Origin of the sequence: Chryseobacterium sp. SSA4.19 (assembly GCF_022601875.1) — a bacterium.
Taxonomy (GTDB): Bacteria; Bacteroidota; Bacteroidia; order Flavobacteriales; family Weeksellaceae; genus Chryseobacterium.
Genome location: NZ_JAKVIP010000031.1, coordinates 1 through 12,999, shown reverse-complemented (window position 1 = coordinate 12,999; position 12,999 = coordinate 1). Strand labels below are relative to the sequence as shown.

Sequence of the window (12,999 nt, the reverse complement as noted above, 5' to 3'; positions counted from 1 at the left end):
GGACAATATTTAATAAATGCCGGAATACATTTATTATTGCGCAATCGCGTATTTAAAATCGAAACAGTACAAACCAAATATAACGGATACATAAATCCAGCTAAATTATAACATATGAAATCATTTGTAGAGTATACCTCAGATTCGGATTTTTCTATCCACAATATCCCGTTCGGGGTAGCCGTATTCAATAAAGAATATATTGCATGTTGTACCAGGATCGGCGATCAGGTTATTGATCTTGCCACATTATATGACCTGAGTTATTTTGAGGAAATTGAAGGTCTTGAAGACAATGTATTTGAAGCCTATACCTTAAACGAATTTATAGAGCTTGGAAAGCCTGTCACGAATGCGGTGCGGTTAAAAATCCAGGAGCTTTTACGGGAGGGTTCCATTTTATCCAGAGATCAGAAAACCATAGAAGCGGCTTTTTATGAATTGGACCAGGTAAAAATGATGATGCCTGTTCACATCCCGAACTATACGGATTTTTACAGCAGCATCGAACATGCTACCAACGTGGGAAAAATGTTCAGGGATCCCGCAAACGCTTTGCTTCCGAACTGGAAACATTTACCAGTAGGTTATCATGGAAGAGCCTCTTCAATTGTGGTTTCAGGTACGGAAATTAACCGTCCCAAAGGCCAGATGAAACCTGCCGATGCAGACCAGCCGGTTTTCGGGCCATGCCAGCAACTGGACTTTGAACTCGAAATGGCTTTTATCATCAATCAGAATACGGAAATGGGTGAGAGCATTTCAACCCAAAACGCTGAAAATGCAATTTTCGGAATGGTGGTCTTCAACGACTGGTCAGCAAGAGACATCCAGTCTTGGGAATATGTTCCGCTTGGGCCGTTTTTAGCAAAGAATTTCGGTTCTTCCGTTTCTCCATGGGTGGTTACACTCGAAGCTCTGGAACCGTTCAGAACATCTTCTCCTAAACAGGATCCTGAAGTTTTAGAGTATCTGAAATTTGAAGGGGATAAAAATTACGACATCAATCTTGAAGTATATATCCAGCCTGAAAACGGCGAGCAGAATCTGATTTCCGAAAGCAACTATAAACATATGTACTGGAACATGACCCAGCAGCTTGCTCATCACACCGTTAACGGCTGTAACGTGGAAGTCGGTGATATGTATGCCAGCGGAACCATTTCAGGAAGTGATCCTAAATCTTTCGGATCCATGCTTGAACTGACTTGGAGAGGCCAGAACCCAATTACTCTAAGCAACGGCGAAGAAAGAAAATTCATTAATGACAATGATACGGTAACGATGAAAGCTTATGCCGAAAAAGAAGGGGTAAGAGTGGGATTCGGTGAAGTTTCAGGCAAAATCATTCCTGCAAAATAATATTATTTTCAACTCTTAAGTTTATTTTAGTTGAATAAAACGGGAATTTTAGTTCACTTTAGTCTTTAGAAAATCTATGATTTTCTCTATTAGTTTTTATGATTACACAAAAATTGATTAATGACCTTTCTTATAAAGTTGTACGGGCCTGTATTCATAAATTAGCGGGTCCGGGTTTGGTATTAAGATGTGTATCATCAATGTCTGGAAAAAGAGTTTAATCTGATAGGTTTAAAATATAAAAGTGAACTTAAAATCCCATTCTTATATATAAAGGAGATCAAATAAATTGTAAATTAAAATGTGATTTCTTAATTGAAGATTTAATTGTTTTGGAATTGAAATCAGTTTCTGAAATTCATCCAATCCATAAGGTTCAGACGATCAATTATATGAATTTATTACAAATACCTAGAGCAATTTTAGTGAATTTTAATGTTACGAATCTTTGCCTCTAAATTTTTTAAAGCTTTGCCAAAAGAATGAAAATCGTAGATTTTCGAAACTTAATCATACTCAATAAAAATAAGACCCGCACTTAAAAAACTTAAGTGTTTTAATAAAATATGAAAACAGTAATTCCATCCGAACTCTCCGCGGTACAGTTGCAGACCATTATGCAGACCGCTGTTTCACCACGTCCTATTGCATTGGCTTCAACGGTTGATAAAGACGGTAACAGCAATTTATCGCCGTTTAGTTTTTTCAATATGTTCAGTACTGTTCCGCCGATTCTGATTTTTTCACCGTCAAGACGGGTGCGTGACAATACGACGAAACATACTCTGGAAAATGTAGTGGAAGTTCCTGAAGTAGTGATAGGAACAGTCAATTTCCCTATTGTGCAGCAGATTTCACTGGCGTCAACAGAATATGATGATGGAGTCAACGAGTTTGTTAAATCGGGACTTACCATGAAAGATGCCGATATAGTAAGGCCTAAACTCATTGCAGAATGTCCGGTTAACTTTGAGTGCAGAGTGCTTGAGATAAAATCCTTAGGTGATCAGGGCGGTGCCGGTAATCTGGTGATTTGTGAAGTTCAGAAAATCCACATCCGTGAAGAATATCTGAATGATGAAGGAAATTTAGATCAGGCAAAACTCGATATGGTCGCAAGATTAGGCAGCAACTGGTATTCCAGAAATAATGGGAACAATTTGTTTGAGGTCCCGAAACCATTGGTAACAAAAGGAATTGGCTTCGACAGACTTCCTGAATCCATCCGATACAGTAAAATTTTCACAGGCAATGATTTGGGAATGCTGGCCAATGTAGAAGTTTTACCTTCGGAAAGCTGTCACAAAGACGAAGAGATCCATCGTGATGCACAAAAATTATTACTGGAAAGTAAAATTGAAGAAGCGTGGAATATTTTAATTAAATAATAAAGATATTAAAAGGAAAAGGAGTGAAAATTTTCACTCCTTTTATCGTTTCTTTACCTATATTAAAAACAGCATTGGTATTGACCATCTACAAGCTGAACAGTACCATATACCGTATGGCACGGAAGAACAAAACATCTGTCATTGCCGTCCCTGACGGAATATCTGTAACATCCTGTAGGAGGACATGCAGACGATGCCTGGCCCATAATCGCTTTCTGAGCTTCTCTGTTTAATTTTTGAGCTTTGTTTACATTTTTCATAGTAATCCGGATTTTAAAGTATTAATATTTATCACTAATATATGAATTTTATAATAGTAAATTAATATTTCTTATAAAATCTTCTTACCTGTATGAAACTACATTTTTTCCCTGATAAATTCAATACATTTCTCAGCGGCAGTATTCAGATCTTGGGGGAGCTGATTTTCATTCCAGGGCTCTTTCGCTCCAAAAGTGTGATCAGCATTTTCAATTAAATACAACTTTGAATTAGGATGCAGGATATGAAGATGTTCAGCATTCTTTACATTTACGCTTTCATCATTTGTTCCGTGAATGATTAAAACATGAGCTTTTGCCATTTCAGTAGACCGTTCCACATCAAACCGGTGTTCATCCCGTTCAAAATCTTCGTAAAACTGGTAATAGTGAGGCATTTCCTGTTTTGTTCTTCCATTTGTCACATAATATACACCTGCCTTCTCCCAATTTTCAAAGGCTTCATTCTTTGGAAACCGGTCTAATGTATCAACGCTTGCCAAAGTAATCAAGCCATGAATTCTTTCATCTTCGTACGTTTTGATAATTGAAATACCGCCTCCCCTGCTGTGCCCGATCAGGACTATTCTATGATCATCAACATTTTTATCCTGCACAAAATAATCAATTACCGCTCCCAGATCAGAAAGCTCTTTGGAGTAATTATTATTGCCGAAGGCTTCAAGATCAGCAAAGTGAGAAGGATCTTCAATCGTAGTTCCGTTATGGGAAAAATTGAATGTAACAAAGAAAAAACCTGCTTCTGCAAACTTTTCTGCCATCAGACTCCAGGCACCCCAGTCTTTATATCCTTTATATCCGTGAACAAAAATAATCAACGGCAGCTTTTTGTCTGTTTCAGGATAAAAAGCATCAGCGAGAAAATTTTTAGTTTCCGGATTTGAAATGATGATATTTTTCTTTTTTATAACCTCCATACTTTGTTTTTTTTATGTTTCAGATCATTGTCTAAGTACAACGAAACCCGTATAGCTTAAACGCTTCCTAAAAATATTAAAAATAGATATAAACACAAAGTAAAACCTTATTTTTGCAGTATGTTAAATCTAAGAACAGTAACGGTAATGCGATATATTCTGCCATTGCGTGAGGGAGGCTCTCTTCCTGCTCTGGCTGAAGCTGATGATAACTTTAAATATGTCCTGAAATTCCGTGGCGCAGGCCATGGTGTTAAAATGCTGATTTCAGAAATTTTGGGTGGCAAGATTACCGAAGCGCTTGGTTTACCGATTCCTGAATTGGTTTTTGCAAATCTTGATGTCGATTTCGGTAGAACTGAAGCAGACGAGGAAATTCAGGATCTTCTTAAATTTTCAGAAGGGCTGAATTTGGGCCTGCACTATTTGTCTGAGGCTATTGCTTTTGACTCAAGTGTACAGGTAGATCCGCTCCTGGCCTCTAAAATTGTCTGGCTGGATGCATTCATAACCAATATTGACCGTACTTTTAAGAACACAAATCTCCTGATGTGGCATAAAGAACTGTGGATTATTGATAATGGCGCTTCTTTCTATTTCCACCATTCCTGGCAGCATTTTGATACGGCAGCAAAAACACCTTTCAAATATGTGAAAGACCATGTTCTGCTTCCCCAGGCTACACAGCTTGATGAGGCAGACAGGTTTGCCCATGAAGTTTTAAACGATACCCTTTTCAGGGAAATCGTAAATTTAATTCCTCAGGACTGGCTGCATTGGAACGATGCCGAAGAAAGTCCGGATGAAATAAGGGAAGTCTATTTCAATTTCCTGAAAACAAGACTGGAAAATTCTCAAATCTTTTTAAACGAAGCGAAGCATGCAAGAGGATAACATTTATGAATATGCAGTCATCCGTCTGGTGCCTAAAGTTGAAAGAGAAGAGTTTTTCAATATAGGTCTGGTGATGTTTTCTAAAAAAATGAAATTCATTAAGACCGAATTTTACCTGTGTCCGGATAAATTCCGGCTGATGCACAGTAAGCTTGATTATGAAGATGTGCTTCGTAATCTGGAAAGTTTTCAGAAAATTGCACACGGAACAAAAGACGGCGGCCCCATTGCGATGATGGAAATTCCTGACCGTTTCCGATGGCTTACCGCAGTACGCAGTTCGGTCATACAGACTTCAAGGCCTCATCCCGGAAAATCAGGAGACCTGGAAAAGACTTTTGGTAAACTTTTTGAGGAGTTAGTGAAATAACAAATAATACCTCAAAAAATTCTATGAAATTATCCGATCAAAATATAGTGTACAGGTTTTTTATAAACCTGTTCTTTATTTTATTTTTAAGCCTATCCGGCTTATTTTACTCCCAGCCTCCAATTAATGAAGCTAAAATTCCGCCAAGCACAATCCTCCCTGAAAAAACAGCAGTCACTGGAAATATTTCTTATAAGAATGATGAGAAAGGAAACCCTGTATTTTTAGATCTTTACAAGCCGAAAGGCACAGCAACAAGAAAGCTTCCGGTGGTAGTATACGTTCACGGCGGAGCCTGGGCAAAAGGTGATAAAACCGTCCGTGCCAATACTTACATAGAGAGCACAATCTTAAAACTCATTGAAAACAATTATGCAGTCATTAGTATTGATTATACATTGGTCAGTGAAACCGTTCATTTTCCTTTTCCTGTCCAGGATACCAAGGATGTTGTAAAATGGGTCAGGAAAAATGCAGATACCTATAATTTTGATGTAAATAACATTGGTTATTTCGGTGTTTCATCAGGAGCGCATTTATCATTGCTTGCAGCATATTCCGATGATACCGAATATATCGGAAGTCCTGAACTCTCACCTCATTCCGGAAAGGTAAATTATGTGGTCAGCAATTTCGGGCCTACTGATTTAAACAGGCTTTTACACACCCGATTAGGTAAGGTTCCAGTATCCATTGTCGGATTGTTCTTTAAACCTATTGTTGAGATCCGGCAAAAACTCGTATTCGGAATTTCCGGGTATGATATTAAAGAAGATAAAAGGAAAGCTATTGATTATTTAAAAACAGTTTCACCGATCAATGATACTGAACATGCAGTTCCTACTTTTATCCTGCATGGAGACAAAGATAAAGTAGCCCCGCTGAAACATTCAAAAAGGCTGGCAAGGAAACTTAAAAAAGCCAATATTGAACATTCTTTAATTGTTGTGAAAGATGGCGTCCATGGATTCGGGACAACTGATAAAACATACCTGAACCAACTTACGGATGACATGGTGAATTTTATCGTTTCTCACAAAAAATAAATCATTTCAGCATTTCAAACAAGAATCAGGCAGTGAATTATATTACTGCCTGATTCTTATTTAATTAACTGGTTCTGTGTACAGCTGAGCGCCCCAAAACTGAACATCTCTTTCCGCAAGGCCTGAACCTGTAAATAAATGATCGACTTCTTCCATAATCTTGTCAACCGCATGGCGATCGGTCGTTCTTATTCTTGTTTCATGATTTTCTTTGACTCCCTTACCTGTAAAATTCAGAGATCCCAGATAAGCAATTTCATTGTCGATGACGTAGATTTTGCTGTGGATAAAAGTACTGTTAAAAGAATTCCCATGATTTGGGGACACAAAAACTTTAAAAGGAAACAGCTGGCTGTAGGTATAATGATAGATCTTTTTCTTTTTAATTTCTCCCACCAAATAGCTTCTTAAAAAAAACAACAGGGCAACCATGATGAAACCGAAACCGAATTTTGGTTCTTGTAATAAAAAAATCAAGGAAACCAGAATTAGGGTCAGTCCGATTATCATGAAAAGCAAAGTCCCTGAAAAGCTTACCAGACTGTTCCTTGATTCATTTGCTTCTTCGTCAATATGCCGTTCCTGGATAATAAGCTTATTGATATTTTTTTCATGGCCGTAAAAATCTTCAATTTCATCCGTCGTAATCAATTCGATATTAATGCCATTGGAATGAAGGAATATGAGCTCTTTTATTAATGAAGGAGAAAGATATGGCGATACGATTTTTACATTTTTTTTTGCATTCCTAATATCCTGAATCAGTTTTGCTCCCGCTCCTTTTCCTATATAAATGTCACATACTGCATTGTTGTAAAACGTTCCCATGCTCAGGATAAGTTTTTTTTAATTAAATGATAAAAAAAAACTTTGCCAAATGATTTCTGCAAAGTGTTTCCTGAATATTTTGTATTACCTCCGACTTTATTTTTTCAGTTTTTCAACTCTTTTTATTTCATTTAATAATAAAGGAAATGCCGGCTGCGCCATTCCGCCATGGCCAAAGCCCTGCAGTTCGTATAAAGTTGTTTCTTTATGTCCCTTCAGCTTCATCATTCTTGCCATGTAAGCATTTTCTTCATATCTGCCCAAAAGTTCCTTTTCGCGGTCTCCTGTAATGAGAAGCAGAGGCGGCGCATCGGCTCTTATAAAATGAAGCGGGGCCATTTCATCAATTCTGGCATCCAGCTCATCAATTCCTTTTTCTTTTCTTGTCGTAAAATGGGAAATCATCTGTCCGCTGAAAGGGATAATCCCCGCTAATGTATTGGTATCAATACCATATTGATTCAGATACATTTTATTTAAACCTACCATAATCGCAAGGTATCCTCCTGCAGAATGTCCCGATATAAAGACCATATCTCTACGGCCTCCGTAATTTTTAATATTTTTAAAAACCCAGGCTGTTGCAGCCGCAGCATCTTCAATATACTTAGGTGCATTTACTTTTGGCGAAAGTCTGTAGTTAACACCAATAACAGCAATTCCCTTATTTTTTAACCCTTCCGGAATTTCTTTCTGTCCACCTGTGATCCCGCCGCCGTGAAACCAGATAACCGTCGGGAAATTTTTCACATTTTTCGGAACATAAACATCCAGAATACATCTTTCATTAATATAAGCATCGGAATTATTTACCTTTTCATCATAGTAATGAATATTACTTACTATATTGTATTCCTGGGAAAAAAACGAAGCTGAAAATAATGTAATGATTAAAAACACCAGAATCCTTTTCATAATAAAAACTTTTAGGGTTTAAAGATACAATTCAAAATTCATTTGGGATATGATTCTATGATATGAAAATCCCACAGATCCTGAAAAATTTATAGTTATCTTAAACATAATCTATAAAAATCACCGGATCTGTGGGAATTATTTACCCTGATTATTAAATCTTGGTTAGCTTGGCGTATTTCAGGATCAGGTTTTTCTCTCCTTCATGCTGAAAATACACTTTGGCCTTGATATTCTGAGGATCAGTTCCATCGAGGAATGTAACTTCCCCGATTCCGAAACGGTCGTGTCTTACTTTATCTCCAACTTCGATATCCTGTGATGAAGCACCGCTCGGATTGATAATTTTAGCTGTACTGACCGGCTTTAATTTCCTCGGCTCAGCTATAGGCTTTGAACCTTCTTTGCGTTCAATGGATTTTTTTTCAACCCTTTTAAAACCTTTGAGCTCCGAAGGATGCTCATCAAAAATATTCGATTTGAGCCCTGCGTTATTGATGAAACGTTTTTCAATTGCAGGATTTACAAATTCAATATATTCATCATCAATTTCACTTAAAAATCTCGATGGCTCAGCATCGGTAATCTTTCCCCATTGGAACCGAGACACAGCATATGAGAAAAAGGCCTGCTTTTCAGCTCTGGTTAGAGCCACATAAAATAAACGTCTCTCTTCTTCGAGGTCTTCCCGGGTGGCAGAGCTCATAAAACTCGGAAAAAGATTTTCCTCAAGACCCACCAGGTGCACGACTGGAAATTCTAGACCTTTTGAGAGGTGAATGGTCATTAACGAAACCATTTCTTCCTCACTCTCTTTGTTCTGCGTGTCTGCCGAAAGAGCAATATTCTCAAGGAAATTAGGTAAGCTCGGATCTCCGTCTTCCAGCTGCATCTGTTCTTCGATAAATCCCTGCATGGAGTTCATTAATTCCTGAACGTTTTCAACCCTTGAGATCCCTTCCGGAGTCTGGTCATCTTTTAAAAACTTAATCAGTCCGCTGCGTTTGGCTACTTCCATCGCAACACTGTATGCCGTTTCAGTTTTCAGCAATACCTGAAATGCTTTGATCATAGACCAGAAGTCATTCAGCTTATTTAAAATCCCGTTATTAAGCCCCAATTGCGGAGCATATGAAGGAAGATTGTCCAATACATTTGAAACGGAAATATTATGAGCATCTGCAAAAACAATCAGTTTATTCTGAGTGGTATCACCAATCCCTCTGACAGGATAATTGATAATCCTCATGAGCGCTTCCGAATCATTTTCATTAACCAGAAGCCGCAGATAAGCAATCAGGTCTTTCACTTCTTTCCGCTGATAGAAAGACAGGCCTCCGTATACCTTATACGGAATATTCTTACGTCTCAGCGCATCTTCAAAAGCTCTTGTCTGCGAGTTGGTACGGTATAAAATAGCAAAATCGCTGTATCTCCTCTGTTCCCGGTTCCTGGTTTCCCAGATATTCCCTGCCACGAAATTGGCTTCATCGGCATCGGAAAGAGAACGGTATACTTTAATTTTTTCGCCTTCTTCATTTTCACTGAACACATTTTTCTTGAACTGCTGAAGGTTTTTTGCAATCACGACATTGGCCGCATTGACAATATTCTGCGTTGATCGGTAATTCTGTTCAAGGGAAACCGTAACGGCATCCGGATAATCTTTTTTAAAGTTTAAAATATTGTAAATATTGGCTCCACGGAACGAGTAAATTGATTGTGCATCATCTCCTACCACACAGATATTTTCAAATTTCGAGGCCAGTGCTTTTACAATTAAATACTGGGAATGATTCGTATCCTGGTACTCATCCACCAGAATATACCTGAAACGGTCCTGGTATTTGGCCAACACTTCCGGAAAGCGTGTAAGGAGTTCATTGGTTTTAAGCAATAAGTCATCAAAATCCATCGATCCGTTTTTAAAACACTGGTCTACATATCTCTGATAAATCTGGCCGATAAATTTCATATTGGCTTTTTCATCCGCTTCAATAAGTTCAGGATTGTTGTAATAAGCCTTTACCGTGATCAGGTTATTCTTGTACGTAGAAATTCTTGCCTGAACTTTTTTAGGTTTATATAAGTCAGCATCAATGTTCATGTCTTTTAATACTTTTTTAATGACATTTAAAGAATCCTGCTGATCATAGATGGTAAAATTGGAAGGGTATCCCAGATAATGGGCTTCACTTCTCAGAATCCTCGCGAATACCGAGTGAAAGGTTCCCATCCAGAGGCTTCTGCCATTACTCTGCCCCACTACTTTTGCTATACGTTCCTTCATTTCCTTCGCCGCCTTATTGGTAAAGGTAAGCGCCAGAATATTAAAAGGATCAATTCCATTCGTGATCAAATGAGCAATACGCATGGTAAGAACACGGGTTTTTCCGGAACCGGCTCCTGCAAGAACCATTAATGGTCCCTGTAAAGTGGTAACGGCTTCAAATTGTGATTCATTCAGTCCTTTCAAATAATCCTCCATACTGCAAAAATTAGGAATACAAAATTAGTGTATTCTATGGAGAATTCAAATCCGGCAAGAAAGTAAATAGTGTTAAATTAAAAAGCGGCGACATACTGTCAGCAACAGTTAGAATTACTTGATATAAAACCTGATCCGGTCTACCATGTTTCCGAGATCAAAAGGCTTGGCGATAAATTCATTAGCTCCTGCATCCAGGGCAGATTGCTCCAACCCACGGCTTGCGGACATAATAAGAACAGGAATATCCTTTAATTTTTCATCTGCTTTAATCAGTTTACAAAAATCTCTCCCGTCTTCACCCGACAGCCACATATCCATCAATATAACATCCGGCTTGATTTCCGGATCCAGCGCATTGAACATTTCTGACCCTTTGTAAAATTTAGCAACTTCAAATCCCTCAAAATCAAGCATCATCTCAATAGAATCAACAATTGCAGGGCTATCGTCTACCACCATTATTTTTGCAGAACTAGGCATGGTAATTTTTAATTTTTATTCTTTGGGATTCTGAAGCAAAAATCAGACCCTTCTCCTTCAACTGAGGAAACAGAAATTTTCCCTCCCGTCTTTTTTATGATTTCAGATGATATATAAAGGCCAAGCCCCAGTCCTGGAAATGTATGTTCCTTGGATTCGCTTATCCGGTAATACTGATCAAAAACTTTTGACTGTTTATCAGCCGGAATACCAATCCCGAAATCCCGTACACAAAACTTTGCCTGATCTCCTTCCAAAGATGTGGAAATATGCACTTCATCTGCATCCGGTGAATATTTAATAGCATTGCTGATCAGGTTAGCCATCACCTGTGAAATACGGTGCCGGTCTGCAAACACAGTCCCTGTGCTGGATTTGCTTACTATCATTTTATGCCTTGAAGTCATCTGCTGTTCTTCAACCACTTCATCCACAAGCTGATCAAAATCAAAATAAGATTCATTCAGGGGCATCTGGCCTTTCTGTATTTTCGTAACATCCAGCAGTTCATTAATAAGCTCCGTAAGACGGTCGATCTGGTAATCCATCCGTTTGACAACATCTGCATTTTTTTGATCACCCGATTTCTCAAGGTTTGTTTTAATGAACTGGGTATATAATTTAAGGCTGGTAAGCGGTGTTTTAAGTTCATGGCTGGCAATACCGAGAAAATTATCTTTCTGGGTTTCCAGCTGCTTGAATTCATTGATATCCGTAAAAGTTCCTGTCCATTGTTTTACTTCCCCGTTTTCTCCGAAATTTGGCACGGCTCTTCCCAGAAACCATCTGTAACTATCTTTGTTATGAGGATCCTGAAGCTCATATTCCATTACAAAAGGAGTAGTTGACTTTATGCTTTCTTCCCACACTTTATCTACTTTTTCAGCAGTCTCGGGCCTCATCATATTTCTTACCAGCTTGGTCTGGTCATCTTTTTCTGTAGAGCCTGTATATTTATACCAGCTGTTGTTCATATAGGTAATCTGCCCGTTATGATCACAGGTCCACACAAACTGTGGCATTGAATCGGCCAGATCCCGTAACTTGTTTTCACTTTCCTGTATTTCTTTTCTTGCCATCACAAGGTCCGTCACATTAACGGCCATATTAAGAATGGCATATACTTTACCGTCCTGATTTTTCAACGGTTTGTAAGAAAAGTTATAGTAAAAGGTCTGCAGGGTTCCATTGACGATGAGATCAACTTTATCTTCATTGGCGGCATAAGTTTCCCCGGTTTTAAAAATATCCTTCAGAATACCTATAAACGGCTGCCCTTCCAATTCTGGAAGTGCCGCTTCAAGTTTCATTCCTAAAACGGAAGCGTCTTTACCCCAGGTTTTAAGCATGCGCTCATTGGCAAATTCCACATAGAGATCTTCTGTACGGTAAATGGCAATAGAATAATCGGAATTCCTGATAAGGTCTTCAAAACGGTATTCGCTGTCTTTAAGTTTTCTTTCAGAAATCACCTGTTCAGTAACCTCAGTAGCCACAATGCTTACCCCTATGATTTTTTTATCGTCATTGTATACGGGCGCATAAATAAAATTAAAGAAACATTCTTCAGAAACTCCATATTTATCCAAAAAAACAGGCCACCGGTTTCCATTAAAAATTTCACCGTTTCTATAGACATTATTTAAAATCTCTACAAAACCCTGAGACTGTATTTCCGGCAATACCTCAAATAAGGATCTGCCAATTACAGAAGCATCTCTGCCCCAAAGCCCCAACATCTGGGGATTTGCATTATGAATAATAAAATCATCTCCTATTAAAAGAGATACGGCCACAGGAGCCTGGCTGAACAAAGTAATGAGAGACTCGTGGGAAACGTTTTGCTCTAAAAAGCTTTTCATCCTTTAACTATTTAATTGTAAAAATACTTTATAATTATTTTATGCTCAAATCATAAAATACCACAAGTTAAGATAATTCTTCTTAAGAAGTTGTTTAAACTTATTTATAAAAAAAAGTTCCGAGAAAATTAGCAATTTTGGATTGCAATTTAAAAGACTAAT

Annotated in this window: 13 protein-coding genes; 6 read left to right on the top strand and 7 right to left on the bottom strand. The window is 38.1% G+C overall.

Annotation, left to right across the window (positions count from 1 at the left end; all coding sequences use genetic code 11):
• Positions 1–114 precede the first annotated feature (114 nt).
• The 3 genes from fahA (at position 115) to MKJ01_RS16840 (ending at position 2,750) form a co-directional block, all read left to right on the top strand.
• A complete protein-coding gene (fahA, locus tag MKJ01_RS16850) occupies positions 115–1,362 on the top strand; it encodes a fumarylacetoacetase (protein WP_241615343.1) in 1,248 nt (415 codons plus the stop codon).
• Between the two features lie 260 nt (positions 1,363–1,622).
• Positions 1,623–1,820: a GxxExxY protein gene (locus MKJ01_RS16845; RefSeq protein WP_368366407.1), complete on the top strand. Its 198-nt coding sequence runs from the start codon at positions 1,623–1,625 to the stop codon at positions 1,818–1,820.
• A 108-nt stretch (positions 1,821–1,928) separates the two neighbouring features.
• Positions 1,929–2,750 (top strand): flavin reductase family protein, encoded by an 822-nt coding sequence (locus MKJ01_RS16840; RefSeq protein ID WP_241615344.1) that lies wholly within the window; start codon positions 1,929–1,931, stop codon positions 2,748–2,750.
• 62 nt (positions 2,751–2,812) lie between these two features.
• Here MKJ01_RS16840 and MKJ01_RS16835 read toward each other — a convergent pair whose 3' ends face one another.
• Both MKJ01_RS16835 and MKJ01_RS16830 read right to left on the bottom strand, forming a co-directional pair.
• Entirely contained in the window at positions 2,813–3,013 is a 201-nt protein-coding gene (locus MKJ01_RS16835) for a hypothetical protein (protein ID WP_241615345.1), read from the bottom strand.
• Positions 3,014–3,111: 98 nt separating this feature from the next.
• Complete coding sequence (locus tag MKJ01_RS16830) at positions 3,112–3,951, bottom strand: S9 family peptidase (protein WP_241615346.1); 840 nt, start codon at positions 3,949–3,951, stop codon at positions 3,112–3,114.
• A 120-nt stretch (positions 3,952–4,071) separates the two neighbouring features.
• Between MKJ01_RS16830 and MKJ01_RS16825 the strand changes: the two genes are divergently transcribed.
• Genes MKJ01_RS16825 through MKJ01_RS16815 form a run of 3 tightly spaced genes read left to right on the top strand, consistent with a single transcriptional unit; the run spans position 4,072 to position 6,261 of the window.
• A complete protein-coding gene (locus tag MKJ01_RS16825) occupies positions 4,072–4,845 on the top strand; it encodes a HipA family kinase (RefSeq protein WP_241615347.1) in 774 nt (257 codons plus the stop codon).
• Positions 4,832–5,215: a DUF3037 domain-containing protein gene (locus MKJ01_RS16820; RefSeq protein WP_241615348.1), complete on the top strand. Its 384-nt coding sequence runs from the start codon at positions 4,832–4,834 to the stop codon at positions 5,213–5,215. Before MKJ01_RS16825 ends, MKJ01_RS16820 begins: the two co-directional genes overlap by 14 nt.
• 23 nt (positions 5,216–5,238) lie before the next feature.
• Complete coding sequence (locus MKJ01_RS16815; protein WP_241615349.1) at positions 5,239–6,261, top strand: alpha/beta hydrolase; 1,023 nt, start codon at positions 5,239–5,241, stop codon at positions 6,259–6,261.
• A 60-nt stretch (positions 6,262–6,321) separates the two neighbouring features.
• Here MKJ01_RS16815 and MKJ01_RS16810 read toward each other — a convergent pair whose 3' ends face one another.
• The 5 genes from MKJ01_RS16810 to MKJ01_RS16790 form a co-directional block, all read right to left on the bottom strand.
• Positions 6,322–7,089 (bottom strand): phospholipase D-like domain-containing protein, encoded by a 768-nt coding sequence (locus tag MKJ01_RS16810; RefSeq protein WP_241615350.1) that lies wholly within the window; start codon positions 7,087–7,089, stop codon positions 6,322–6,324.
• Positions 7,090–7,185: 96 nt separating this feature from the next.
• Entirely contained in the window at positions 7,186–8,004 is an 819-nt protein-coding gene (locus tag MKJ01_RS16805; protein ID WP_241615351.1) for an alpha/beta hydrolase, read from the bottom strand.
• Between the two features lie 154 nt (positions 8,005–8,158).
• The gene (locus MKJ01_RS16800) at positions 8,159–10,492 is read right to left on the bottom strand and encodes an ATP-dependent helicase (RefSeq protein ID WP_241615353.1); all 2,334 of its coding nucleotides are present in this window, start codon (positions 10,490–10,492) and stop codon (positions 8,159–8,161) included.
• A 114-nt stretch (positions 10,493–10,606) separates the two neighbouring features.
• Complete coding sequence (locus MKJ01_RS16795; protein WP_241632705.1) at positions 10,607–10,975, bottom strand: PleD family two-component system response regulator; 369 nt, start codon at positions 10,973–10,975, stop codon at positions 10,607–10,609.
• Between the two features lie 8 nt (positions 10,976–10,983).
• A complete protein-coding gene (locus MKJ01_RS16790) occupies positions 10,984–12,837 on the bottom strand; it encodes an ATP-binding protein (RefSeq protein WP_241615355.1) in 1,854 nt (617 codons plus the stop codon).
• Between the last annotated feature and the right edge of the window lie 162 nt (positions 12,838–12,999).